20 protein-coding genes are annotated in these 25,101 nt (G+C 51.9%); 2 read left to right on the top strand and 18 right to left on the bottom strand.

Annotated features, from left to right (window positions below; all coding sequences use genetic code 11):
- Nucleotides 1-173: 173 nt before the first annotated feature.
- The gene (locus AC58P5_RS00635; protein ID WP_497383940.1) at nucleotides 174-1,628 is read left to right on the top strand and encodes an esterase-like activity of phytase family protein; all 1,455 of its coding nucleotides are present in this window, start codon (nucleotides 174-176) and stop codon (nucleotides 1,626-1,628) included.
- Nucleotides 1,629-1,792: 164 nt separating this feature from the next.
- Here the strand turns inward: AC58P5_RS00635 and AC58P5_RS00630 are convergent, their stop codons facing one another.
- The 9 genes from AC58P5_RS00630 to AC58P5_RS00590 form a co-directional block, all read right to left on the bottom strand.
- Entirely contained in the window at nucleotides 1,793-3,238 is a 1,446-nt protein-coding gene (locus AC58P5_RS00630) for an MFS transporter (RefSeq protein WP_497383939.1), read from the bottom strand.
- A gap of 195 nt (nucleotides 3,239-3,433) precedes the next feature.
- Nucleotides 3,434-4,432, bottom strand: a complete 999-nt coding sequence (locus AC58P5_RS00625) for a helix-turn-helix transcriptional regulator (RefSeq protein ID WP_497383938.1) — start codon at nucleotides 4,430-4,432, stop codon at nucleotides 3,434-3,436.
- Between the two features lie 132 nt (nucleotides 4,433-4,564).
- A complete protein-coding gene (locus tag AC58P5_RS00620) occupies nucleotides 4,565-5,014 on the bottom strand; it encodes a GNAT family N-acetyltransferase (protein WP_497383937.1) in 450 nt (149 codons plus the stop codon).
- 11 nt (nucleotides 5,015-5,025) lie between these two features.
- A complete protein-coding gene (locus tag AC58P5_RS00615; RefSeq protein WP_497383936.1) occupies nucleotides 5,026-6,717 on the bottom strand; it encodes an ABC transporter ATP-binding protein in 1,692 nt (563 codons plus the stop codon).
- A gap of 110 nt (nucleotides 6,718-6,827) precedes the next feature.
- Nucleotides 6,828-8,852 (bottom strand): ABC transporter ATP-binding protein, encoded by a 2,025-nt coding sequence (locus tag AC58P5_RS00610; RefSeq protein ID WP_497383934.1) that lies wholly within the window; start codon nucleotides 8,850-8,852, stop codon nucleotides 6,828-6,830.
- 72 nt (nucleotides 8,853-8,924) lie between these two features.
- Complete coding sequence (locus AC58P5_RS00605; protein WP_497383932.1) at nucleotides 8,925-10,928, bottom strand: asparagine synthase-related protein; 2,004 nt, start codon at nucleotides 10,926-10,928, stop codon at nucleotides 8,925-8,927.
- Complete coding sequence (locus tag AC58P5_RS00600) at nucleotides 10,925-11,389, bottom strand: lasso peptide biosynthesis B2 protein (RefSeq protein WP_497383931.1); 465 nt, start codon at nucleotides 11,387-11,389, stop codon at nucleotides 10,925-10,927. Before AC58P5_RS00600 ends, AC58P5_RS00605 begins: the two co-directional genes overlap by 4 nt.
- Nucleotides 11,386-11,655: a PqqD family peptide modification chaperone gene (locus AC58P5_RS00595; RefSeq protein ID WP_497383930.1), complete on the bottom strand. Its 270-nt coding sequence runs from the start codon at nucleotides 11,653-11,655 to the stop codon at nucleotides 11,386-11,388. Before AC58P5_RS00595 ends, AC58P5_RS00600 begins: the two co-directional genes overlap by 4 nt.
- A 109-nt stretch (nucleotides 11,656-11,764) precedes the next feature.
- Nucleotides 11,765-11,878 (bottom strand): lariocidin family lasso peptide, encoded by a 114-nt coding sequence (locus tag AC58P5_RS00590; RefSeq protein WP_497383929.1) that lies wholly within the window; start codon nucleotides 11,876-11,878, stop codon nucleotides 11,765-11,767.
- 173 nt (nucleotides 11,879-12,051) lie between these two features.
- Here AC58P5_RS00590 and AC58P5_RS00585 point away from each other — a divergent pair, with 173 nt between their 5' ends.
- Nucleotides 12,052-12,762 (top strand): response regulator transcription factor, encoded by a 711-nt coding sequence (locus AC58P5_RS00585; RefSeq protein ID WP_497383928.1) that lies wholly within the window; start codon nucleotides 12,052-12,054, stop codon nucleotides 12,760-12,762.
- Nucleotides 12,763-13,309: 547 nt separating this feature from the next.
- On the opposite strand, the gene AC58P5_RS00580 is transcribed toward AC58P5_RS00585, so the two are convergent.
- The 9 genes from AC58P5_RS00580 to AC58P5_RS00540 all read right to left on the bottom strand — a co-directional run bounded on the left by AC58P5_RS00580 (nucleotide 13,310) and on the right by AC58P5_RS00540 (nucleotide 24,987).
- Entirely contained in the window at nucleotides 13,310-14,176 is an 867-nt protein-coding gene (locus tag AC58P5_RS00580; protein ID WP_497383927.1) for a proline iminopeptidase-family hydrolase, read from the bottom strand.
- A 53-nt stretch (nucleotides 14,177-14,229) separates the two neighbouring features.
- Complete coding sequence (locus AC58P5_RS00575; RefSeq protein WP_497383926.1) at nucleotides 14,230-15,429, bottom strand: MFS transporter; 1,200 nt, start codon at nucleotides 15,427-15,429, stop codon at nucleotides 14,230-14,232.
- Between the two features lie 158 nt (nucleotides 15,430-15,587).
- Complete coding sequence (locus tag AC58P5_RS00570) at nucleotides 15,588-16,187, bottom strand: TetR/AcrR family transcriptional regulator (RefSeq protein WP_497383924.1); 600 nt, start codon at nucleotides 16,185-16,187, stop codon at nucleotides 15,588-15,590.
- Nucleotides 16,188-16,423: 236 nt separating this feature from the next.
- Nucleotides 16,424-18,301, bottom strand: coding sequence for a chondroitinase-B domain-containing protein (locus AC58P5_RS00565; protein ID WP_497383923.1), 1,878 nt, complete (start codon nucleotides 18,299-18,301; stop codon nucleotides 16,424-16,426).
- A gap of 182 nt (nucleotides 18,302-18,483) precedes the next feature.
- Nucleotides 18,484-19,134, bottom strand: a complete 651-nt coding sequence (locus tag AC58P5_RS00560; protein ID WP_497383922.1) for an SGNH/GDSL hydrolase family protein — start codon at nucleotides 19,132-19,134, stop codon at nucleotides 18,484-18,486.
- A gap of 2 nt (nucleotides 19,135-19,136) precedes the next feature.
- Complete coding sequence (locus AC58P5_RS00555) at nucleotides 19,137-21,401, bottom strand: glycosyl hydrolase family 95 catalytic domain-containing protein (RefSeq protein ID WP_497383921.1); 2,265 nt, start codon at nucleotides 21,399-21,401, stop codon at nucleotides 19,137-19,139.
- A gap of 12 nt (nucleotides 21,402-21,413) precedes the next feature.
- Entirely contained in the window at nucleotides 21,414-22,289 is an 876-nt protein-coding gene (locus tag AC58P5_RS00550) for a carbohydrate ABC transporter permease (protein WP_497383920.1), read from the bottom strand.
- A gap of 18 nt (nucleotides 22,290-22,307) precedes the next feature.
- On the bottom strand, nucleotides 22,308-23,264 hold the full coding sequence (locus tag AC58P5_RS00545) for an ABC transporter permease (RefSeq protein WP_497383919.1): 957 nt from the start codon (nucleotides 23,262-23,264) through the stop codon (nucleotides 22,308-22,310).
- Nucleotides 23,265-23,361: 97 nt separating this feature from the next.
- Nucleotides 23,362-24,987 (bottom strand): extracellular solute-binding protein, encoded by a 1,626-nt coding sequence (locus AC58P5_RS00540; RefSeq protein ID WP_497383918.1) that lies wholly within the window; start codon nucleotides 24,985-24,987, stop codon nucleotides 23,362-23,364.
- Nucleotides 24,988-25,101 lie beyond the last annotated feature (114 nt).

Genomic DNA, 25,101 nt, shown 5'->3' with positions numbered 1-25,101 from the left:
ACGAATCATTCTTGCACGGTGCTTGGCTGTGAACCGTGGGCCATTTTGACCTATTCACTGTCCCGTCTTTACAAAATCTCTATAATCCACTTACTCAACGTTAACAATGCCCTGCTATAGTCAGGTTTAGTAATTCATACATACTATCCGACTTAAGAAGGGGAGCTACAAACATGAAAAAGAATTGGCTTATCGCCGCATCGGCAGTGCTTACGCTCGTATCCGGAACGGGGTCCGCTTTTGCCGCGGATCTGAAAGGCTCTACGGCGGATTCGGTCACCTACACCAATAACGGGGAAGCCGTTGCTCCGTCCGTTCCGGCCGTGAACATCGACGGCAGCCTGTATCTGCCTTTTCGCGCCATCAGTGAAGCGACCGGCAAATACGTCGATTGGGACGCGTTCCGCAGCCGTGTCTCCCTGACGGACAAGCCTGCACTGACAGGCAAATACAAGCTGAATGCTCCCGATCTGGCCAAAGGAGTCAAAATGGGCATAGGCTCCTCGCTGACCCACCTGCCGGGCGATCCCGACAATGTTTTCTATACAACGGCGGACCGCGGTCCGAACGGTGAAGTCGATGTGAAAGGAACCACCGTCCGTACGTTCCCGCTCGCCGACTACACCCCGACCATTTACAAAATCGAAATTAAAGACGGTCAAATCAACATTCTCGATCAATTCCCTCTTAAATTAAGCGGAATCAATCCGGCGACCGGAAAAGCTAACATCAGCGGTCTGCCGAACATCAAAGGCCGGGACGAAGCGCCTTTCGACGCCAAAGCCGAGAAAGAACTCGCTTACGATCCGTACGGTCTGGACGTAGAGGGCTTGGCGTATAACCCCAAAGACGACACGTTCTGGGTATCGGACGAATACGGTCCCTCCCTCGTGCACGTAAAACGCGACGGCACCCTGATCGAGCGCATCGTGCCCAAAGGCTGGTCCGCTCAAGTATCCACACCGCTTCTACCTGCCCGTGAAACACTGCCGGCCGTCTACAACAAGCTCCGCCAAAACCGCGGCGCCGAAGCCGTAGGCATCACACCGGACGGCCGCTATATGTTCATGGCAATGCAAAGCCCGCTGCGCAGCCCGAATAAGGAGTCCGACAACTCACGTCAGCTGCGTATCGTCAAATTTGATCTGCAAACGCTGGAGCCGGTTGCCGAATTCGCTTACCTTTCGGAAGACGCCAAGGACTTCAAGGGATTAAAGCAAGCCGATATCGTCATTTCGGACCTCGTGGTAGTGGACGAAAATACGCTGCTTATCGACGAACGCGACAAAAATGCGGGAGACAAAGCGCAGCTGAAGCGCATTTATTCCATCGATCTGTCCAACGCGACCAACATTCTCGGTAAATACGACGATACCAAAGCAGCGGGTAAAACACTGGAGCAAATGACACCGGCCGACCTGAAAGGTCAGAACATCCTTCCTCCTTCCAAACGGACGCTGCTCGATCTGGTCGCTTTCAAATATCCGTATGAGAAAGTAGAAGGCGTGTCTCTCGTAAACGGCAACACACTTGTCATCGTGAACGACAACGATTTCGGCGTCGACAGCAGCTCTCCGGAAAACGGCACCGAGCTCTGGACATTCAAGCTCCCTTACACCATCAAGTAAAACGCGTAAATCAGCAAACCCGGTCAGGACCTCGGTCCGCCGGGTTTTATGTTTTTGAATCGGTCGAGTAATCTGAAAATTTTCTATATCAAAATGATAAATGAATAACTATTCCAAGCAGCTCATTTCTGTAAACTTCAAGTAAGTTACTCACATCAGTCACATCACTCCTTTTTTAACATACAGATGCATGCAAAAGCGGCAAAAGCCAGCACTCCGCTCGCGGCGGTTGAAACGGTAAAAGCTCTGATATAATCCCCCAGGCCGGCTTCGGCAAGGGGCGCATTCAGCGCGGCGGAAAACAAAATGCCGATCCAGGCCACACCCATAGCGTTCGCCAAATACATAAAGGTCGTAAACAGCCCCGAACCGGTTCCGGCCGATGCCGCCGGCACGCGATTCAAGATCGTATTGGCAAGCGGTGTTGTGGCCATTCCCAGACCCAGCCCGTATACCAACAGAATCAATAGGTTTTGAAAATGAAATACATGCACGGCATCGGCATGCAGAGACCAAATCAGCATAAATAAGCTCGCTCCCATCGTAAGCGTCCCTGTTTTTAATACGGCAACTCCCCATCTTTTCACCAACCACGCCGACATTAAAGAAGTGGCGAAACACCCCGAGCCAAGCGGTAAAAAAACTAGGCTGGTCGATTTAAGATCGAATTGCAGTCCCGCCTGCAAATAATAATTTAAAATGAAGAAAAAAGAGAACATACTGAGATAGACAACTACCTCCGTGATGATTCCGATCCGGAAGGAACCTATTTTGAACATGGAAAGTTCCATCAACGGCGCGCGTCCCGCCTCCTCTCTCCGTTTCTGCAGAAGCACGAATAGAAGCAGAAGCACAATCGATAAAAGCAAGCATCCCCAGGTCCATACCGGCCATCCTTGTTTTTGCCCGATCGTTAACGGATAAATGAGCAAAAACAATCCGGACATAACAAGAGCAATGCCGATCCAGTCGATGCTCGGATCGGAATGCCCGCGTGATTCGGGAACGACCGACAGTCCCATCATCACAAGCAGTCCAAAAGGCACATTAACCAGAAAAACGATCCTCCAGCCAAGGCCGAACAGGTTCCAGTCCACCAAAAACCCGCCCAAAATCAGGCCAAGGGTGAAACCTATGCCGATAACGGCCCCGTAGATGGCAAAAACCAGCCCTTTTTCCCTCGGGAGGAAGATGCTCTGCATAATGGACAAAACCTGCGGTTGGATCATCGCTGCCGATAAACCCTGGATGACGCGAATGACAATGAGTAAAGTCGGACTCGATACCAATCCGCCAAGCAGGCACATACAGGTAAACCCGGAAACCCCGATTCGTAACATTCGTTTTCGGCCATATAAGTCACCCAGTTTTCCGCCCAAAATCAAAGCAACGGCAAGCCCTAACGAATATCCCGAAAAAATAAGCTGCGCTTCGGCAAAGCCGGCATGGACGCTCGCCTGCATCCTCGGAAGCGCCACCTGCATCATGTAATTGTTCAGCGAAATCAGAAGCGTCGGCAGTAAAATCAGGACTAAAGCCATCCAGCGGCGTGGATCGGGATGCGTTGCCGCGCCGGGTTCCCTCGTATAAGCAGTAGTTAGATCCTTCATTGTTAACCCCCCCCTCGTCCAGCGCCAAATTAAGCGAACCAGCATGGCCAATTGATCATTATTATCAGCGATAATGAAACGGTGGTTCTACCTGCAAAGGTATTTTCTCTCCCTATAGAAGGAGGGGAAGGAACAAAAAAAGATTCCGAACATGATCACTATGTCCGAAATCCTTTTTTAAACGAATAAGCCGATCTATTCTGTTTTTGCATCCCGATGGGATAACATCTTGAGGTATTCACTCGGATTATATCCATATATTTTATGGAAGGCTGCCGCGAAATTGCTGAAATTGCTGTAGCCGACGGCCACCGCCGTTTCTCCGACGTTCATCCGCTGCACTTCCATGCAATAAAGCGCCTTTTCCATCCTCTGCTTGCGTACCAGTTCAAATACAGTCATGCCAAATCGTTCCCGAAAACCTTTTTTCAGCTTGAATTCATTGAGTCCGACCTTTCTCGCCAGCTCCCGGATCGATAACGGCTGTTCGAAATGACGAATCACCAGTTCCCTGGCTTGATCCAGCTTCGCCAGATCATCACGGTTCAAAAACGGTTTTCCAATCTCCGCATAATGGCCTTCTACTTCCCCGAACAAAGCGATCAGCTCCATGGCTTTGCTCTCCATGTACAACCGTTTCATCGCCCCATCATATGAACAGTTCAGCATATCCGACACACAGCGAAGAATTTCCGGCGTATTCGGGTATTTATCGATTTTGCCCTTATGCCGCTGCAGCCAGGATTCCATCCTCTCTTTCTCGGTAAAATCGGCCGCATAATGTAACAGCTCCTGTGGAGATAAGCGGATTTCCAGCATATGATTGCGGACACCCGCCTTTTTCTCTTCATATACCAATTCATCCTCGAAAAAAAGCACGTTGCCCGTCCGATGATTGGTATAGCTTTCCTTTCCGCCCCACTCGCAATAAATATCGCCGCTAAGACAATAACTTAGCTCAAACAACGGACAAGCCTCCTGAATACGCAGCTTCATATCCTGCACATAGGTCAGGTCCGTTATCACGATTTCCATGCCGGGACGGATTCGCGTCCTGAGGATGCTTCCTTGTCCAATCTCGGGCGGAATCGTAATATGCTGCTCCCATGCCCGAAGCCGGGATTGTCCTTGAATCAGATCCGTAAATTGATCGAAAAGGCTGTGCACCTCGCTATTAACTATATGTAAAGTCAAATTGACACCTTCTTGCCTAATTAATCCAGAGATTATCTGCATTATATTCTATGCACTTTAGGAATACAATTTTAGCTCAATTTATTGAACTAACGGAGATACCAAATGCCCGATTCGGAAATACGGTAATGTTTAACTGAAATAATGAAGCGAGTAAAAACCGTCTGAATCCGGTTCTGCATTTTCATAGGTATAACCGGCAGCCTGAAAGCATTTCAGACATGCCGTGTTGTCTTTCTCGATTCCGGCGTACCATTTCCGGACGGCCTTCATCTCAGACAGAGCCATCATTTTCCGGATCAGTTCCCTGCCGTATCCCCTGCCTCGCAAGGAGGGATGAACGAGCAGCGCTATACTGCTCGTAAGGTTATCCTCCATTTCGGCCATTACGATTCCTACCGGCTTCCCCTCTTCCCAAGCCAACCAAACCCGGTACGCGGGATTATAACGGATAAAACCGTACCATTTCCGAAGAGGGAGCATTCCCTCCAATCGCCGGTATACCTCTCTGTCTTCAAACCACGTCTCCAAGATCTCAAGGTCTTGCTCCTCTAAGACTCTAAATCCTTGTCCGTTTGCCATTTTGCCTACTCCTATCTGTATTTTTGTGCTTGGAGCTCGTACAATTCGGCGTATTGAGCCCGATTTCCCAACAGCTCAACATGGGTTCCGGTTTCGGCTACCCTTCCCTGCTCCAGGAAAATGATATGATCGGCAAAACGTGCCGTAGATAACCGGTGCGAGACTACAATCACCGTTTTTCTTTGAGATAAACCTCGCAATCTTTCAAAAGTCTCTTCTTCCATGAAAACATCCAACGCGGAAGACGGTTCATCAAAAATAAGCAGATTTGCCGCCTCATCCCGCATGTACGCGCGTGATAATGCGATGCGTTGCCATTCTCCTCCCGATAAATTTCTACCTCCGAACAGCCTACCGAGCTCTGTCTCGAATTTTCGGTCCAGCTTGTGTAGAAAATGATCGGCCCCTCCGAGAGAAGCCGCTTGCGCAATTCTGGTTTCGTCGTCTGCAGCCCGGATATCCCCAAGACCGATATTGCTTTTGAGATTCATTTCGTAGCGCAAAAAATCCTGAAAAACGGCCGTAGATCCGGCTCTGAACACATCGATATCATAAACGCCGAGAGGTAAACCGTTATAATATACCGTACCCTGATCGGGGTCGAAAAACCGTAAAAGCAGCTTCACCAGCGTGCTTTTCCCCGAACCGTTTTCGCCGACCAACACGGTCGTTTTACCGGCGGGGATATCCAAATTCGGAATATCCAGTACCGTTTTTGTGCCGTTATATGTAAATAAGACATTTTCCAGTCTAAAGCCTTCCTGTAATTTCGAAGAAGGAATGACGGAACCCGTCTGCATCTGGTTTTCACTGTCCAGAAATGCAACCATCTTGCTTAAATGACGTGTTTCTCTGGCACCGATGGCGAATACTGCGAAAAGTTCGTTAATTCCTTCATTGAATTGGAGCGCGGCACCGATAAAAAGCAGCAGACTGCTGATCACTATTTGTCCTTGTACGGCTTGATGGACCAAATAAATCAGAATAACTCCGGAAGCGATAGCTTGAAGTACTGACCACAACAAATGATGAAACGCCAGTTTTCTTTGATCTTTCGAAAGAGTCTGCAGAAGCTCCAGGGCAACTCCCCTATACCGGGTTTTGAAAAAAGGAACAAGCCCGTACATCTTGATTTCGCCAGACGTCTCCGGTATTAAGGGCGTCCCCGAGTAGTATTCTGCCCGGCGCCGCAATTCTTGCACTTCCTCGCGGCCTTCGAAGGTCGCATTATTTATCTTCGCTTCCCAGTATAGCTTCGGTATGGCCAATGCGAAAAGCAGCAGCGGCGCCCATGGAACTACCGACCCGATCAGAACGCTCCCCGCAACGATCATAACGACTCCGCCGAAAGTCTGGGTGACAAGGTTCAGCCACATGGTAACGAAATGCTCGTTATAACGGATCACCTGTGTTCTCGTATGGAAGGAAGCGTCCTCAAATGAGGCGATATCCGGAATGGATATCGCTTTGCTCATGAGCAATTCGTCGATATGGGCTTGCAGTTTGGCCGTAAGAAGCCGCTTTTTCATTTCGGCTATCGGTTGAAGGGCATCTACCGTCATTGTGCAGGTAATATAAAGCAAGATCATCCAGACCAGCATATTCCAGGAAGACAAGCGGACAGGTCCTTGCACAAGCTCGTCGATTATCATAGCGCTCAACCAGACGAGCAGCGGCCCCAGCAGAGCTTCAACCCCTCTCATGAGAAACACCGTAACCGTTTTAGGCCGATCGCAATTCCAGATTAACCGGATTCCGAACAACAGTGGAGCAAAAGACCGAGGCAGTTGTGTCATGATTCGCCGGATTGTAATCAAGAAACCGCATCCTCTCCCTGAAAAGATTTTGCTTGCAACCGGAACATTGCGGCATATTCGCCATTCTGGCGCATCAGCAGCTCATGACTTCCTTCCTCTGCAATTTTCCCGCCTTTCAGCACGAGGATGCGGTCCGCCATCTTCACCGTACTGAATCGGTGGGAGATCATGACAACGGTTTTGCCACGTGTAAACTCCTGGAACTGACGGAAGATTTCATATTCCGCCCGGATATCCAAGGATGCTGCAGGCTCGTCCAGAATGAACAAATCGGCCTGCTTCATAACCGCCCGGCCCAATGCGATACGCTGCCATTGCCCCCCTGAAAAGTCGGTCCCTCCCCATTCGGGACCGACCGCCGTATCCAAGCCTTGCGGAAGCGAATCCGTAAGCGGCTCCAGACCGGAAACTCGGAGGGCTCTCTGGATTTTGTCATCGTCATCCAGTGAAGTCAGGTCGCCCAGGCCGAAGTTCTCACGCAGTGACAGCTCATAGCGACCGAATTCCTGGAAAACAACTGCAATACGGTTTCGCAGTTCTTGCACATCGAGAGAACGGATATCAGTGCCATTTATCCTGATTTCTCCCCCATCATGCTCGTAAAAACGACATAAAAGCTTAACAAGCGTTGTTTTTCCCGATCCGTTCGCTCCCACGATTGCGATCCGTTCGCCCGGAGCTACGGAAAAACTGATATTATCAAGCACAAGACGGGAACCTGTTTTCCGGTTTTGCCGGCTTTCATCGCTCTTATCGCCGGCTTTTTCAGTGACGTCCTGCCGTTTCCCGCCCGACATATCGTCTCCGGGACCCGCTTGGGGCTTCTTTTGATCTACCTCATCGTACATCTCCTCATAAGGCTCGTAAAGCTTTTCGATCTCGGCGTGTTCGTCATCTTCCCCCTCTTCCATTTCCTCTTGCAAAGCCCCTTCCTTCTCCTCATTGGGCGTTTCCTGGTAGGGGTACCGGAACGAAACATTCCGGAACTCAATCGAAACCGCTCCTTTTCCGGCAATCAGGGCATGTTCGGATGGGGCAGCTATGTCCTGCTCCGCTTTCATAAAGTGAACGAAATCCTTGCCCATTCTCCAGAGATCGACGGTATCCGCTCCCTCCTTGGCGACTCCCCGAAGAGCGGATGACAGTTGAAATACAGCACCCAGATATAATGCGATATCGCCGAGAGATACGCTTCCAGATCCGGACTGGACGATAATCCAGAAATAACCCGCTCCCGCGGCAGTCCCCGACAGAAAGCCGGTCAGAACGGTTCCCCGGACGCTTTTACTCTGCAGTTGTTGAAACCTTTCATACAAGTACCGGAAAGATTCTATATACCTGTCGTAAAAATAAGAGCCCAGGCCGAAAAGGCGGATCTCCTTCGCGGAACGTCTGCCCAGCAGCAGGCCCCGTGTATACGCCACCCTTCTTCTCACGTGGGCAAATTCCTTGGAGTACTGCCATTCCATTTCATTATACCGGTTTTGCACAAACGCAAACGGCCCGGTGGATAGCACAAGAATAACCGCGAGCCACGGAGACAACGCAGCCATAACGAGAAGAATGCCCGTCAATGTCAAAACGGCGGTAAAAAGGTTTGCGCTAAAGTTAATAAGCTGTGCCGGCAACCATGTGGATCGGTCCCGTAGTGTCTCCAGCTTATCACGATAACGCCGGTCCTCGAAAAAACGCATGCCTCGGATTCTGTCGAATGCGTCAAGGAGAAGGCTGTTTACCGTGATCATCGACCTTTCTGCAAGCAGGGTTTTGACCCACGTTTCCAAGGATTTGACAACACCCAGCATAACAAGACTGCCCGCATAAACGAACGCCCAGATTTCAGCGCGATATGACAAATCCCTGAGGGATATCCCATCGATCATTTGCTTGGAAGCGTAGAGTTGGACAGCCGGTAGGGTCCCTTCCACGATCACAAACAAAAGGATGCAGAGCGTCAGCCAGGGTCCCGACTGCCAAACCATCCCCCCAAGCAGTCGTCCCGTCCTGACCGCATCCCGCATGCGATCCCTCTTACTTATTCCTTCCCGTTTCGCATTTTCCATTCTCTCGCGCACCTTCTAATAAAATCAATTTCAGCCGTACGAATAAAACCGCTTCTTGTCTCCCGCATTAACCGGAACGATATCGGCAAGTAAACGTGGCTTACCCGGACGAGCCCGCTCTAGGACATATTCCTTCCCTTTTGCCATCTCCCGCAGCCAGATTTCCAGATCGATAACCGATCTCATATATTGGTAACCCATCCCTAAGTCGTTATTCGGATCTTCGGAACGAATGGCCATGGCAAGAAGATGTTTCCACCACAGGTCCCTGTCAACGATACCCATTTCGACGACCCGCACCTGCTCTCCTTTGGCGAACAAGTTTATAAGATGCTTTCGGTCATTAAGGAAGCTTTTTCTCGCCATGTGCGCATACGTTGTTTTGGAAGAGCGGTTATACACATAGGAAGGCAAAATATCGGTAAATGCTTGGCGCAGCAGCTTTTTCGACCCGGCATAGCTGTCAGCCTGACCTTTCATCACATCGAAATGTTGTTCCGGCGGCACTCTAAATGAAAATTCGATCATCCTTTTATCCAGAAAGGGGTGATACGTCGGAAGTGACACGCCGACAGAGTCCATATACCGGGCCCGCGGCCACAGAAAATCGTAATGAAACCTCTTTCCCCAGTAACCGAGAGGGCCGCTTTTATGGTAGCGTAGATTATCCATCGCGTTTATTTCCTTTTCCCTGGTACGATGCTCGGGGGTGAAAAATTCGGGCAGCTCATACTCCGTGTCCGACCATAAAAGCTTGTAATAGAACTTCTCCCCTACAATTGGAAGAAAAGGAGCTAGGCCGTAACGAAATCCTTTCTTAATCATCTCTCCCGGCTTGCCTTCCGACCAATCGCGCAGCACCCGGTACGCTTCTAATATGTTTCCTTGCCGGATGTAGGAATCCAGTACGGCTTCTTCCCCGCTGAAAAGAAAATCGCCCCCTTCCCCTGTAAGGACGGAGTCTGCCCCGTATTCCTGGGCAATTACTGTAAATGTCTCGTTCACAAGCGAATTCGCCCGGGGATCGGGACCGTCGACGAACCAAAGAGGGTCCCGTCCCGGCTCCGCATTCGGAATCAGGGCCGTCGCATCTCCCAGAATAATATGGCCCGTTACTCCCAGGTCTGTCATCATCTTGTGAACAAGATCTTTATCATGGCTTAAAATCATGTCCGGGGCTTCGAACGAAATGTTTACGGCCACCATTTTTTCTCTATGCCCCCCTGCTAAAGCCGCTGCGGCAACGGCCGCCGAGTCAAGGCCCCCGCTCAGTTCAAGGATATGAGTGCGGCCGGTCAGCCGGTCAGCCGTCACGGATTGGAGTTTCTGGCGGAAAACGGGCACGGCGTCCCCGGTCAACTGCTTCTTGCTAAGGAGGTCCCCCAATCCCCAATAGGCTTCCGTTTTTAAAGTGTCGTGATGCCAAAAAGCGATAGAAGCGGAAGCAATTTTGCGGATGCCTTTGAAAAAGGTCCTATCCTCAAAACCGTTTTCTCCGACGGCAAAGCCTGAAGTGGGGAACATTTTACAGATTTCCTCGTCCACCTCGAAAGGTAATTCATCGAGCAGCAGAAGGGCCCGGATATCATTGGCGATAAACCATTCTCCGAAAGGACTGATCCAGTAATAGACAGGCCGGGTTGCATAAATGTCCGTGGCAACAATAAAGCTGCCAAGCCTTTCATTCCAGCCTAGCATTGTAAACTCGCCATGGCAGCCAGCCAACAAGTGCCGGGGCTTGTCTTGCAGAACCGAATACAATTCCTGACGGCAGTGCTCCTTCAATACGTCTCTCCCTTCCGCTTTCGCGTTGATACTTCCGCTTATCCATCCGTCTATGGCCAGCGGAACCGAAAGAGGCTCGTACGCAGCACCTACCAAAGTTTTTCCGTAATCGATGCGGATCTCCGCCACGTGTGCTATGCGGGATTCGGTTGATCGGACGGCTGTGGTGCGTCCCCAATGCTTCAGGGCATTCAACCAATTCCCCCATTTACTGTGGTCTTCACCTTGCATTGCGATCCAGATCTTCATGCTAAAGACATCACCCACCTCTCCGCATACTCGCTCATGTCATACGTCTGAAGCACACTCAGGTCTTCGCTTTTATGATTGGGATCGATCGTTTCACCGCTCTTTAAGCGCACCCACGCATGAGAAAAAAGCTTCTGGTCGATTTTTTTGACGCCGATTAGCAAGTCGGATTCATAACCCGCGCTAAAAAGAACAGCCTGGACAGTGAGCGCAATCGACACGCATGAAGTGACCAGATGATCCTCTTCGTCTAAAGCATAGAGCATCTGTCCAAGGCTGTGCAGTTCGCTGATGGATACCGAGCCGGCTTTCCGCCGACCGGCGCTGGCATGAAGCGGAAACATATGGACGGCGATTTTTTCATACGCTTCCGCGAAATCATGCTCCAGCAGCATCATTCGAACAAATCCATGCATGGCCGTAAAATAAACTCGACTGGCATCGGACAGCCTCGCTTTCATGACGCTTCCACCACTATCAGCCTTTTATCCGAAAGCTCCCGGACGGCATCATCGAGGATGAGGCTCAGCTCCTGTTCCGTTTGATCGAAAGCAATCCGCCATTTTGCTAGAATCTCGGCCGTGTCCTTTCCTTCCTTCTCAATTTCGAGCCACAGTTCCTTCAAAGCTCCTTCCAGTCCGAAGTATTGTCCACTCCCAGTTTCAAGCACAATGCATTCTTCTTCCAACACCGTTGTGGCGGTTTCCTTATTCCGGTTAATTTTCATCTGCAGCCGAGTCCTTTCTGTCCTATTTTTTACGGGATATATACGGGCGGAAAAGAGTAAAGAGAGCCGGTAGGCTCTCTTTACAAGGAATCCAATAGTTCCGGCTTCATTAGCCTTTCACACCACGGCCGGATTTTCCGTCGCCCGGTTTGCTCTTTTTGGAAAGGGTAACTGTTAAGAATGCACCATAACTTTTAACTTGAGCTGGTTGCAATTTGCTCATGATTAACACCTCCTTTTTACATATTTGAAATATATTTCTATTTTAATATATCATGAAGGAGTAGACCCGTCTCCGAAAAGAAAACCAAAAAACCGCAAAATTTGCCCAAATCTATCATTTCGGTTTTTTCGCTTCTGTTTCGGTAGATACTATTCGCAAAGGTGGCGCTGTCCATGTTCCGTATACTGCTGGTGGATGATCACAGGGTATCCGCTTCGGGGATGAAGCTGATTCTCGAAAAGTATGAGATGAGAGTTACGGTCTGTCATTCCGGTGAGGAAGCAATTCATTTAATGAGAGAGAAGGGAGCTTTTGCAGATGTCATGCTGTTCGACCTGATTATGCCTGGGATGAACGGCCTGAATTTGAGCATTCAAACTCTTGAACTACTACCCGAGGCAAGAATCATGATCTTCTTCTCAGGCGACGAAATCAACCCATATTTTGACCGTCTGGTAGAAGCGGGCGTGAAAGGATTCATCGATAAATCTTACACGGATAGGCAGGTTGTAACGAGCATCTCACTCTGCATGGATGAGACGGTTTTACTTCCGCTGGACCTTCTGAAAAAGGTCCATCTTCAACCGCCCGTCCTTCTGGAAGATTTACCCGAGCCGTTAACGGACTTCGAGCTTGAAATCCTCCGGGAAGTGGCTGCCGGGAAAACGAACAAAGAAATCGCGGAATCTCTGGCCATGTCAACGCGAAATGTCGAATACCATCTCAGTCGAAGCTACAGGAAACTGGATGTGACTTCCCGGTCTTACGCGGTGCGTAAATGCAGGGCGCTGCGGCTATTTGAGATCGAAAATTTTACTCTGCTTCCGTTTGCTCTACTGTCGGAAAGATTTCTTCAAGGAATCGGGACACTTATGACAGCCTAATTGTGCATACCGGGAACAGACCCGGCTTCATTTGTAAAAAACGGGACATGTTCCAGGATATTATTTATCCGGTTGCGTCAATACGGACTTTTATCCTCCGCATGAACGTGCATCATCAGCGTATTGGATACTCCGTCGGCGACATCGCCGATGCGGCGGCTTTTCTGGCGTCGAAGGACAGCGGTGGGTCACCGCCCAGATTCTCGATGTATCCGGCGGCGCCCGCCTCTGGGTCCCGGATAGATGGAAAGGCAAACCGGAGGGAGACTGCACCAAGCCTAGTCCGGGTTACGGTGCGGGCGGTTAGGAGACGGGCATTTTTGGCAAATCTCGGGGTCGGAGCTGGACAGGTAGCCCTTGGCAAATCTCGGGGATACGGAGCGGACGGATATCACTTGGCAAGACTCGGCACCCGTGTCTGCCTTTCGGACGGCAGGCTGCTGCAGGACACTCTCAGTCACAACCTCGCTCTCAACGCTCCGGACTACGGCTCACCAAATAAAAGACAGATTTTCTTTTGAAGAAAATCTGTCTTTTTGCCAGGCCATTATGAAGTTAAAAAGCCGCGTACGATACGGACATATTCATCTGGTTCTTCCAGATACCCCACATGGGAGCTGTTTTCCAGCACTTGAAAATCCGAATGCGGGACAAGCGAGTGATAATAAAACGTAGACTCCGGTGCCGCTTCGTCATACCGGCCGCACAGGAACAGCGACGGCACGTTAATCTCATGAAGCCGCGGTGTCACGTCGTAAGTTTTCAGGCTGCCGGTCGGGCAAAACTCGGAAGGCCCCCACATGGACATGTAAATGTCCTTATTGGCCTTGCCCCGGCTTTCCAGCATGACCGCAGGCAGAGGATCGATTCGGCATACATGCCGTTTGTAGTATTCTTTCATCGCTTCCCGGTAGTCATCCGAATCCGTTGTGCCCTGCTCCTCGCTGCGCGAGATGGCCGCTTGGACTTCATTCGGCAGTTCAGCCAGGAATCGGTCCGCGTCTTCTTTCCAGCGTGACGCACTCAGGCAGGGACTCGAGAAAATGACGCTGCGCACTCCGGCGGGCTTGCGTTCGATCAAATACGAAGCCGCAAGCATCGTTCCCCAGGAATGCCCGAGAATATGAACCTCCTCCAGCCCGAGCGCCTCTCTGACGCAAACCAGTTCTTCGATGAACCGTTCAGTCCGCCATAAGGAGGAATCTTCCGGTCTGTCCGAATTGCCCCCTCCGAGCTGATCGTAGAAAATAACCGGCCTTTCATCTCCCAGCACGTGAAGGGCCGCTTTGAGCGGGTCGTGAGTATTGCCGGGCCCGCCGTGAAGAACGAGCAGAGGCGTTCCGCCGCCTTCTCCTGCCGAGGTGTACCACACTTTACCCCCCGGTACTTCGATATAGCCTTCCGAATCCTGCATCCTGCATGCCTCCCGCTTTCTATCATCCTTTTAGTATAAAGCTTCCTGCGGCTTTACGAAACGCCGGATTCCGATCCTCTTCTTCCTGCCCGCAAGGACAAGGCGAAGCATAGAAACAAGACCAGGGCCGCCGACACATAGGGATAATTCAAATTCCGGTCGAAAAGGATTCCGGCAACGATCGGACCCGTAATATTTCCGAGACTGGTATACGCCGAATTCAGACCCGCTACATATCCCTGGTGCTCGTTCGCCATTTTCGACATCTGAGTTCCGATCGCCGGACGCAAAATATCGATGGATAAAAAAACGATAAACGTCACGACAACAATCAGCCAGTATTGATTTACGAACAAAGTCAGCAAAACGAACAGACCGGCCATGGCGAGGCAGACCGAAATGACGGTTCTCTCCCCGAAACGATTCAGGAGCCAGCCGAATATCGTGACCTGCACGACAGCTCCGGAAATAGAGCCGAACGTAATGATAAAAGCGATATCTTTCGGTGTAAATCCAAATTTATGATCCACAAAAAGTCCGAAAACCGTCTCGTAATTCGCCAGGCCGAACGACATCACGAATACGATGACCAGGCTGATAAAATACGGTTCCCGGAACGAACTCAGCATCTGGGCCATAAAGCCCTGCTTCTGCGCGGGAGCCGCTCCGGCTTTGACGGGCGGTTCCACCGGTTTCGATTCGGGCAGAATAAACAGCGTGACAACCGCGGCGACGGCGCCGACGGCCGCAGCGGCGTAGAAAGGCGCGCGAATGCCGAATTCCGCTATAAAACCGCCGATGCCCGGGCCGATAATGAAGCCCGTCGTGATCGCGGCGTTGATATATCCCATTCCTTTGGCCCGTTCCGCGGTTGTAGTGACGTCCGCTATGTACGCCATAATCGAAGGCATAATCAGCGCCGCACCTATGCCCCCGAGCATTCTGGAAGCGAAAAGCAGAACGGGCGAGCTTACTACGCCGAAGAGCAGCTCGGACACGGTGAAGATGACCATGCCGGACACAATCATTTTTTTCCGGCCCAGCGAATCGGAAAGCCTGCCGGCCAGCGGCGAGAAAATGAGCTGGGTCAGCGAAAACGCGGCAACGAGGAAGCCCATAATGCTGCCGTTTAAATGGAGCTCATCCATGTAGGTCGGCATAATCGGAATAACGAGTCCGATACCGGTAAATACGAGAAAAATGTTAAGCATGAGCAGCAGTACAGCTCCTCTGTTTCTTAGCAGCAAATCCATTTCCATCCCCTTCTCCACGAGTTGTATCTGTATCGTTATCTATCCGGGATCGCTTCATTCGCCGTTTATATACTGAACGTTCGTTCTATATATAGACGCGATAGAAGACGCCAATGCGCTGAATCGCAAGATTCGTGGGCTGTCATCGGCAATCCGTCTTATCGGCTTGGTTTGGCGATTCCGTGCAGGAAGACGCCGAAAGCCAGCCGGTACAACTTCAATGCTTCCGCCGTGGACGATTTCCGCGACATCTGGCTCAGCCCCATGATCAGACTTTCCAGAATCACCGCAAGAGGCTCCACATCGGCGTCTTTGAATTCCCCGTTGTCTATCCCCTGCTGAATCAGGTCTTGATTGAACTTAAGATGCCGGTTCACCAGTTCGGCGATCCGTTCTTCCACATCGTTCGTTTTTTCTTCATTGTTGAAAAACTCGTCGGCCGCCTTGGTCAGGGGATGGTTCAAATCTTCGATGACCATCTGCTCCGCCATCCCTAACAGCTTCTCGGTCGTCGTTTTATAAAGCGGTTCTTTTTCCAGCCATTTTTCTTCCCATTCGCCATCCCACTCGTCGATCAAATAAAGAAACAAGCCTTCTTTGCTTTTGAAATGATAATAAATGTTCCCTTTGCTGCTTCCGGTGGCCTCCACGATATCTTCGATAGAAGTGGCTTTGTAACCCTTCTGGACGAACAAAGTCCTGGCAGCATCCGCAACCCGTTTTTTTGTCTGTTCGCTTTGCAGCTGCTTTTTATTCATCCGCTCCGCTTCACTCCTTCGTGGATGGTTTGACGGCATTCGTACCTGCCGGTCGTTTTCTCGGGTAAATAATACTGAACGTTCGTTCTGTATCTTATCAAAAACAGCTGACTAAGGCAAATTTTTTATTCTTCGCTTTCGGCTCAAACCATAGAAAAAAACCGGCACAACCCGTGCCGGCTCCATTACATTTCACAGCGGAATGCAGATCCCCTGCTGTCTTTCCCCCTTATAAATCAGGGAGCATCCGGGCCCACTTCCGCTTGAGTCAACGGATGATTCGTGAAGCTTGACGCGCTCGAACGCTCATCGGCCCCCGCATCGTTAACCGAGCGGGTTTCCCCGTCCATGTCCTCCTGGACAAAAGAATAAGAGCCTTTGGCATAATTGATTGCCGGACTGGAAGCCGATAATTTCTGCAGCCCTTGCACGACCGTCAGCAGCGGATTCTTATTCCAGATCTCGGCGGACGTTCTGTTTTTGTTCGTAACCGTCCCTCCGTAGCCGATGTTGCCTTCGAATACCGTATTCGTCGTTGTTGCCTCGTTATAAAGGATGCCGGAGCTGTTTTTCACGATATTGTTGGCTACCCGGCTGTCTACCGGTGTGAAAGCTTTGCCCGAGCCGACTACGATACCGGTCGTGCTGTTCACGATCGTGTTGTTCACAACCTGGGCCCGGTAAATTCTCCATTGTGCCTTCAGATCGTCTTTGCTCGGATTCGAAGGATAACCGCCCGTTCCCCCGTCATAGTTTCCATTGTCCAGAATGATCGCGCTTTCCGTCAGATTTTCCATGTAATTGTTGTAGATCTTATGATCGTTCCCGTAAAAGCGGATGCCTGCCTGCTTCGTTTCTACCCCGTCGCCGAGAAAGAAGTTCCCGTAAAAACTGTTGCTGTGACCGTGTCTCGAAGTAAGTCCGCCCTTGGACGTTTTGAACGTATTATAGCGAACGGTATTGTTGCTGCTTTTTACGGAAACGATTTCCGGTTCGCCGTCCGTATTTTCAAACAGATTATACTGGATTTTGTTAAACCCGTCGGAAAGCGAGATTTGGGACAAGCCCAGCCGGATCGTTTCTTTGCCGTTGTCGACCCACGGACCTACATCGTGAAAATAATTGTATTCGATCACGTCATGTTGGGAAATCTTCCCGTTTCCGTCCCCTTCATAAGCAATCAGAGGATTGGTGTCCGTTTTGTTGCCGAAATCGTTGCGGTCGATCTGGTTATGATGGCTGTTCGTACCGCTGACCTGAAGCCAGATAGTGTCTTTGCCCCGTGCAGGCAAGGCGAACTGGTTGCGCGTCAGCCGGATATGATGGGACCCGTTCAGCAGGACGCCCTTGTCGGCCGAATTCGTAAATTTCAAGCCTTCAATCGTGACGTACGACGAATTCTTGACTTCGAACGTAGCAGAACCCGTAATAACGGCTTTTCCCCGGTTTGCGGCTTTGACCGTAATGGGGTTAGCTTCCGTGCCGTTTTTGTTTTCGATCAGAATCGACGTATTGCTGCCGCTGACCGTATAGCTCCCGTCCGCCAGCACGATCGTCTGCCCCGCGCTTGCGTTTTTCAGAGCCGCCGCCAGTCCTGCCGAAGTCGATACGGGAATTCCTCCTTGGCCGGCGTTTTCTCCGTAAATTTCGACCTCCGTGTAGCTGTTCCACAGATTCGTGGAATTGCCGTGTCCGACGATTCTTACATACCGCGCCGAAGACACATCGGTAAAATCAAAAGTCTGAAGCTGCGTGTTCAGGCTGCTCGTCACATTTGCCTTGGCATTCGTAAACGTGACGTTGTCCGCCGAAGTTTGGATATCGAAAGTGGATGTCCGCGTGTCGCCGCTCAGAAAAGCGATCTTGATATAGGAGACTTTATGGAGTGAACCGAGATCGAATAAGATCCACTGGCCGTCGCCGTTCGAAGACCAGCGGGTCCCCAGGTTTCCGTCCACCGTATTACCCGGCTTGTTGCCGTCATCGTTGCTTGCCGTTACGGATGAAGCGGGGATCGTAAACTTGGAGTCCGCCGCATAACCTTGAGCGGGAACCAGCATGAGAAGCAGACAAAGACTCATAATGAGCGAAAAAGTACGTTTACTTGCGTTCATCACAACACATCCTTTTTTGAACGTATTTTCGGCGCATGGCTTGACTCGCGGTTTTCTTTCTCCTTCCGGTAAACAGGCTGCAGAGTGCGCACTCTACTTCCGGTATACCGCAAATAACCCGCAATATCCATCTTTAATTCTCGAAAAGACTCCTCAAAATCCGGAATATCGGCCTTCTTCTTTTAAAAAAGCTTTACCTTCATCGTTTCCAGCCATGCCTTGGCGATCAGGCCGTGGCCGGCGGCCGAGGGGTGTACGCCATCCGGAGCCCAATAGGCGGGGGGAGCTTCCGCGGAAACGCGGGCGAACAAGCCGTCGAGCGGAACAAGCCGGGCGCCGAATTCACGGGCCAGCTCCCGTACGGCTCCGATCTTCGGATCGAGATCTTCCCGCCAAGCCTTGCGGTCTTCCGGCACGGGCAGGACAAAAGGCTCCATCATCACGATCCGGGCTCCCGTTTCTTCCTTCGTGCGCGTCAAGAGCTGACGGTATCCCTCGGCAAACGTCTCCAGCGATGTCGGGTCCTTGCGGTCATATCTTCTCCAGCAATCGTTGATCCCGATATAAATCGTGACCCAATCCGGCTTCAAATCGATGCAGTCCTGCTGCCAGCGGTTCTGCAAATCTTTCACGCGGTTTCCGCTGATCCCCCTGTTAATAAATGAAACCCGGCTTGCGGGACAAGCCGCACCGAACAAGCCTGCAATCATCTGGACGTAGCCTTTTCCCAGGTCCGCATGATTTTCCCGGTTTCTGCCGGTATCCGTAATGCTGTCTCCTTGAAAAAGCAGAAGTTCTCCCCGTCCGATCGCCATATCTTTGTGCTCCTTCATGTTCACTCCTCCTCTAATAGGCTTCGGAACGGAAATCCGTGCATCCGCCACGGCTTGGAGCCTCCGAAATACCGGACGGGGCCCGTCTTCGCCTCAACGGGTCTGATCCGCAGCTCGGGGTCTTTACCGCCGGCCGGATAAAGAATCGCTTCCTCCCCCTGTTGTAGCGGAAGCGTGAGGGATTCCCGGCTGTCCGCCAGCTGTACGTCATGGCGCCTGTCTTCTCCGGCCAGCCGCCAGTGAACCGTACCGGTCCAGCCCGTCCGGATTTCGCACGGCTCCCCCGCCAGACTCTTGACCCGTACGAAAGTCGTGGCCCCGCCGCGGCGGACGGCGCTGACGAGGAAGGCGCCTTCGGCGCGCAGGTCGTGGAAGGCGGCCTCCTTCCACTCTTCCGGGATTGCGGGGAAGATCCGGATCGTGCCGCCCCAGCTCTGCAGCAGCATATCGTGCAGCGATTCGGCTCCGGCCAGAGGCGTCTCGATAACAGGCCCGGCTTCTTTATACATCGTGTTCGGCTTGGCCATGCCAAGAAGGGTATGCAGCAGGCGCAGGGCCGCGTCTCCCCAGCCGAGTGTGGCGGCGATCGAAGCCGCCCCGGTAAAGCTGAAGCCGCGCAGGTCGCCTTCGCTGTCCAGCCAGTGCCGGAGGGAACGGGCGATCAGCTCCCGTTCCTCTTCCCGGTCCGGGCTGACCAGGTGCAGCGGAAAAACCGCCAGCAGGTGGCTGAAGTGCCGGTGCCCGAAGGCAAGGGGGACTCCGCGGCCGACCATATAGCCGCTTTCGTCCACCGGCAGCGGAGTCAGGTTGTCCAGCACTTCACGCCATCTGCCGGCAAGGGGATCGCCGATTCCGAGCCGTGCGTCTGCGGCTAGTAGCGTCTCGCACCCCCAGCGGAGCAGCGCGAGGTCGTAATGGCAGTCGCTGACGGTCAGCCGTTTGAACGAGCCGTATTCCGGCGAGATCGTCGGAGGCAGATGCAGCTTCCCGTCCTCGCCTGTCTGAAGCAGATGCAGGTAGTAATTGACGCTTTCGCGCAGCACGGGATACAGGACATCCCGCAGCAGTCCGTCGTCCATGGAATAGCGGTACTGCCGCCAGAGACAGTGGCAGAGCCACGTCAAGTTCCCGGTCTCCTCGCCTACTTCGCTGCGCAGGTCAAAGCTGCCGCTTCTTCCCAGACCGGCGGAATCGTGGCGGTACGGCTGCGGAACATTGCCTCTCAGATGCTCTCTGTTAGCCGCTACCGCTTTCACCATCGACTCTCCGATGGCAAGACGGTTGGCCGCATACACCGGAGAATAACTCATCTGGACGTTCATGTTAAACCAGTTCCCGGCCCAGGGAGTCGGTGCGAGCCATGGACCCTGATTGTCCAGCAGGACACTGTCCGCCCTGGCCGCCGAGGCCAGTTTGTACATTTGAATCCAGTAAAAGCTTTCCAGACGCCGGTCCGGGATGGAAACAAAGCTTTGGCGGTAATGGCCGTGCCACCACCTGCGGTGAGCGGCCACCCATTCGCCGAAATCGGCGGACGCCGCTTTCCGGACAGCCTCCACCGCGTCCTTTCTCGCCTGCTCGGTGCAGCCGTTTTGGACAGAGACGAAGGCGATTTTTCGTCCTTCCGGAAGTTCCGTTACGGTCCAGGCGGTGACGCACCCTTCGCCGCAGTCTTCTCCTACCGCGAAGCGCTGGATCGTATAGGTTATTTCGTCCTCCCGGGACGTCTCGTGTCCGGCATCGGGAATGTACTGATTCGCGTTGATTCCGTCGGCAAACTTGAGTACTTCGTCCACTTCGGAGTGAGGCACCCATTCCAGGCATGCCTCCTTTTCCTCCTCCGATGTTTCCAGTTCAACGGCCATGACCTCTTCTTCGGCATGCACTAGTGCCCGGAGGCGCACTTCTCCGCATGTCGTAGTCAGCGAGCCCCGAAGCTCGGCATTCCACAAATCCAGCCGCATCTGCGTAGGATTATAAATCAGACCCGCCAGCTCCAGATTCATTTCGCCTATCGGTACACGGGGTTTAAAATCTTCGCGGTCCGTACGGGTCGCCGTTACATCGGTTCGGCCCATGACAAACCGGAGCGTCCGCCGCTTTTTCACATTTTCCGCCCCGTAGACCATCGCTCCGATCGTTCCGTTACCAATGAAAGCGCCTTCATCCCAACTCGTCGGTTTTACGACCCATTGCATATCGTGCTCCGCCATAAAAGTCGGCCAATCGAGATCCAGCCGCACGCTGTTCGTTAGGGATTGCTTCATGAAGCGTCACTCCTATCCTTTTATCGCTCCGATGAGAGCTCCTTTTACGAAATATTTCTGTAAAAACGGATACACGAGCAGGATCGGCACCGTTGCGACGATAATGGTCGCGTATTTGAGCGTGACGGTGAGCATAGCCACATCGCCTTCGGATGCGCCCAGGTTCGAGTTCGCTTCCCCCTGAAGAAGAATTTCGCGCAAAATGAGCTGCAAAGGAAACATGGATCTTTCCTGCAGAAAGATAAGGGCATTAAACCACGCGTTCCAGTGACCGACACCATAATAGAGCAGCATGACGGCTAGAACCGGAAGAGAAAGCGGCAGGACGATCCGGAAAAGAATGACGAAATCATTCGCCCCGTCGATTTTGGCCGACTCCTCCAGCGCATCCGGGATGCCCTCGAAAGCCGTTTTCATCAGAATCAGATTAAACGTGTTGACCGCCGTGGGGATAATGAGCGCCCACAAGGTGTTGGCAAGCCCCACTCCTTTGACCGTCAAATAAAACGGGATAAGACCGCCGCTGAAAAACATCGTGAATACGATAAACAGCATGATCCGCTTGCGGTAAGCGAGACTTTTGCGGGACAAGGCGTAAGCGCCGAGCGAGGTCAGCAAAATATTGATCGCAAGACCCGCGACGACTACGAAAAACGTGTTGCCGTAACCTTTCAAAATCATGGGATTGCGGAAAACATTGGCGTAAGCGTCCAGCGAAAAGCCGACCGGTTTCCACAAAAACCCTTTGTGCGCGAGAAGACTTCCCGCATCGCTGAGCGAGGCGAACACGACATACACGAGTGGGTAGATCGTTACGATCATAAGCAGCGTAAGAAAAAACAGATTGAAGCCGTCAAACGCCCGTTCGGAGAAAGTCCGTCTGTTCACAAGGCATTCCTTCCTTTCCTACCAGAGACTCGTGCTGTTCAGCTTCCGGCTGATCCAGTTGGAACCGAGAAGCAGCGTGAAGTTCACCGCGGAATTGAATAGACCGACCGCGGAGCTGAAGCTGTAATTAAACTCTTGCAGTCCGACCCGATACACGTAGGAAGACACGACGTCCGCGGTATCGAACGTGCTCGGATTGTAGAGGAGGATGATTTTTTCGAAACCGACGTTCATCATACGGCCCAGCTCCAGAATCAGCAGAATGATGATGGTCGGCATTATTCCGGGCAGCGTAACGTTCAGCATCTGCTTCCAGCGCCCGGCCCCGTCCATTTTGGCCGCCTCGTATTGCTCCTGGTCTATACCGGTCAATGCCGCCAAATAGATGATGGTTCCCCAGCCGATATGCTGCCAGATGCCCGAGGACACATAAATGGTACGAAACCATTCCGGTTCCAGCAGAAGCGTCAGGCGTTCGCCGCCGAAGAACGCGATGATATCGTTAATCACCCCGCTGCTGGCCGTGAAATCTTTAATGATGCCGCAGATAACGACGAGAGAAATGAAATAAGGCATATAAGTGACGGTCTGAACCGTCCGTTTAAAGATCGAGTTCCGCACCTCGTTCAGCAGCAGGGCCAAAATGATCGGCGCCGGAAAACCGAAAACAAGTTCGTTCAAGCTGATCAGAACCGTGTTTTTGATCGTTCTCCAGAAATAGGCTCCGGTGAAAAAGTTCTCGAAATGGGCGAATCCGACCCATTCGCTTCCCCAGATGCCCAGCCTCGGCGAGAAATCTTTAAACGCGATAATGGCGCCATACATGGGAGCATAGTGAAAAACAACGTAGTACAGCAAAACAGGCAGCAGCATCACATACAGAAGCTTATTTTTGCGGATATCGAGCAGGAGACCGGACCGGGCCCGTTTTTTTGCGGCCGGGTACGGCAGAACTTCCTGATTCATGGCGGCCATGACACAATCCCTCCGTTCGTATCGGCAGCTCCGGCCGTACGCGATGTAGTGGCGCACGCGTTAAAATCCGATCGGCGGGCTGCCGCAAAGCATGTTATTAGCGCTTGTTGTAGCGATCGAAGGCATCCTGGTAAATTTTCGTCACTTTATCGACTCCCATCTCCTTGATCCGCTTTACGTACTCGTCGTATTTGTCCAGAGATTCTTTTCCCATAACGAATTTAATAAACATTTCTTCTTTGTAGCTCGTAATAGCGGTATTCAGCTTGGCGATTTCTTTGCTTTCCTCTACGGTAGGCGTAAGAAACTGCGGCATGACATGCTTCGCGGCATCGGTCTCCGACCATATTTTAAGGGCCTCGTCCTGCTGCTTGAACGTATTGAAGTTCTTCCGGCTGTCTCCGAGATAGGGTCCGTTCGGTTTCGTATACTGGGAAACCATTTGCTGAAGGGTGTATTTCCCGTCCTTCGCAATTTTTTCGGTGAACTTAGGGGTGCCGTTCTCCACCGTATAGCTCTCGCCTTCCGTGCCGAAGTTGAAAAGCAGGCTGCCCTTCTCGCCGTATGCGTAATCCAGCCATCTCACGGCCAGTTCCGGATTAGCGGCGGCGTCCGTAACCGCTTTGCTGGCAGCCGGATTATATTTGAAATCACGCTGGCCGATGAAGGGCCGCTCCCCTTTGGTCAGTGTCGGATACGGGGCGGCGACCAGTTGGAAATTCGGGTTCTTTTTCTTACCCGTATCCATCCACCGTCCCATTCCTCCGCTCAGGAGATGAACCGTTGCCCCGGTGCTTTCGTTAAGCATTTTCGTATCCAGGGATTTGGAATCCGTATTGAGGGCGAAATCTTTATCGATCAGCCCTTCCGCATACCATTTGCGCAGAAGGGTCAGCGCCTCTTTGAACTGGGGATCGATCGGCCCGTATCTGACTTTCCCCTCGTCGTCGATATAGTAGCGGTTTGCCGTTTTATAGGCGCCGATAAAAGCGTCCTGGATGTTAAACTCGTTCTGGTATAAGGCGGAAAACGGCGAGGCGGCCCCTTTGCGCTCTTTAAACGCTTTCAAAACGGTGTACCAGTCATCGATCGTGGCCGGAACGTCCAATTTCAATTCGTCCAGCCAGTCCTTGCGGATCATGGGTCCCCGGAATACAAGGCCGTTCTCCGGACGGATCATTGGAAAAACATAATAATTCCCGCTGTCCGTCTTGATCATTTTGTCCAGCTCTTTGTCTTTTTCCAGCAGCTTTTTCAAATTCGGGGCATACTTGTCGATATACGAATTGAGCGGAATAATCACCTTATCGGCGATGGCTTTCTCCGGTCCGCCCGGGTACGATCCGCTGCCTCCGCTCCAGTTGTACTCGATCACATCGGGCAAATTGTTGGACGCGATCAAGAGATTGAACTGGTCTTTGGACTGTCCGTCCGCCGGATGCGTATACTTGACTTTGATGCCCGTCTCTTTCTCAAGCTGTTTGCCGAACGGCGAGTCCGCCAGATTGGTTACGAACGCGGAAAGGTTCGTGTCCATCGGCTCCCACGAGGTTAGCGTTTCTTCCGCACGAACCGGATATTTGCCCGGTTCCGAAGCCACCTTCGATTCTTTGTCACCCTTGCTTCCATTTGTACCGGCCGAACAAGCGGCAAGCATAACCGATGCTGCCAGAACGACGATGACGCCCGAGCGGGTGTTTCTTTTCCCCGAATGTCTGACCATGCAAACCCTCCTCTACAAAATCACGGATGCACAGTTACGCCGCGCATCTCAGTGTCAGTATGACTCGCCATTGCCCCCAAAAGATATCTTCAAAAGCCGGAATGGTTCATCAAT

Source organism: Paenibacillus sp. JT31N7, assembly GCF_059692095.1.
The sequence above is the reverse complement of the archived record's forward strand: the minus strand, read 5'-3'. Positions and strand labels throughout refer to the sequence as shown.

What these genes read in the sequence shown, in the direction of transcription:
- AC58P5_RS00580 (WP_497383927.1), bottom strand. Translation starts at nt 14,176, where the DNA reads ATGCAGGATTCGGAAGGCTATATCGAAGTACCGGGGGGTAAAGTGTGG.
- AC58P5_RS00590 (WP_497383929.1), bottom strand. Translation starts at nt 11,878, where the DNA reads ATGAGCAAATTGCAACCAGCTCAAGTTAAAAGTTATGGTGCATTCTTA.
- AC58P5_RS00610 (WP_497383934.1), bottom strand. Translation starts at nt 8,852, where the DNA reads ATGCGGGATGCGGTCAGGACGGGACGACTGCTTGGGGGGATGGTTTGG.
- AC58P5_RS00545 (WP_497383919.1), bottom strand. Translation starts at nt 23,264, where the DNA reads ATGGCCGCCATGAATCAGGAAGTTCTGCCGTACCCGGCCGCAAAAAAA.
- AC58P5_RS00565 (WP_497383923.1), bottom strand. Translation starts at nt 18,301, where the DNA reads ATGAACGCAAGTAAACGTACTTTTTCGCTCATTATGAGTCTTTGTCTG.
- AC58P5_RS00570 (WP_497383924.1), bottom strand. Translation starts at nt 16,187, where the DNA reads ATGAATAAAAAGCAGCTGCAAAGCGAACAGACAAAAAAACGGGTTGCG.
- AC58P5_RS00630 (WP_497383939.1), bottom strand. Translation starts at nt 3,238, where the DNA reads ATGAAGGATCTAACTACTGCTTATACGAGGGAACCCGGCGCGGCAACG.
- AC58P5_RS00540 (WP_497383918.1), bottom strand. Translation starts at nt 24,987, where the DNA reads ATGGTCAGACATTCGGGGAAAAGAAACACCCGCTCGGGCGTCATCGTC.
- AC58P5_RS00620 (WP_497383937.1), bottom strand. Translation starts at nt 5,014, where the DNA reads ATGGCAAACGGACAAGGATTTAGAGTCTTAGAGGAGCAAGACCTTGAG.
- AC58P5_RS00575 (WP_497383926.1), bottom strand. Translation starts at nt 15,429, where the DNA reads ATGGATTTGCTGCTAAGAAACAGAGGAGCTGTACTGCTGCTCATGCTT.
- AC58P5_RS00635 (WP_497383940.1), top strand. Translation starts at nt 174, where the DNA reads ATGAAAAAGAATTGGCTTATCGCCGCATCGGCAGTGCTTACGCTCGTA.
- AC58P5_RS00615 (WP_497383936.1), bottom strand. Translation starts at nt 6,717, where the DNA reads ATGAGAGGGGTTGAAGCTCTGCTGGGGCCGCTGCTCGTCTGGTTGAGC.
- AC58P5_RS00600 (WP_497383931.1), bottom strand. Translation starts at nt 11,389, where the DNA reads ATGAAAGCGAGGCTGTCCGATGCCAGTCGAGTTTATTTTACGGCCATG.
- AC58P5_RS00560 (WP_497383922.1), bottom strand. Translation starts at nt 19,134, where the DNA reads ATGAAGGAGCACAAAGATATGGCGATCGGACGGGGAGAACTTCTGCTT.
- AC58P5_RS00595 (WP_497383930.1), bottom strand. Translation starts at nt 11,655, where the DNA reads ATGAAAATTAACCGGAATAAGGAAACCGCCACAACGGTGTTGGAAGAA.
- AC58P5_RS00605 (WP_497383932.1), bottom strand. Translation starts at nt 10,928, where the DNA reads ATGAAGATCTGGATCGCAATGCAAGGTGAAGACCACAGTAAATGGGGG.
- AC58P5_RS00555 (WP_497383921.1), bottom strand. Translation starts at nt 21,401, where the DNA reads ATGAAGCAATCCCTAACGAACAGCGTGCGGCTGGATCTCGATTGGCCG.
- AC58P5_RS00585 (WP_497383928.1), top strand. Translation starts at nt 12,052, where the DNA reads ATGTTCCGTATACTGCTGGTGGATGATCACAGGGTATCCGCTTCGGGG.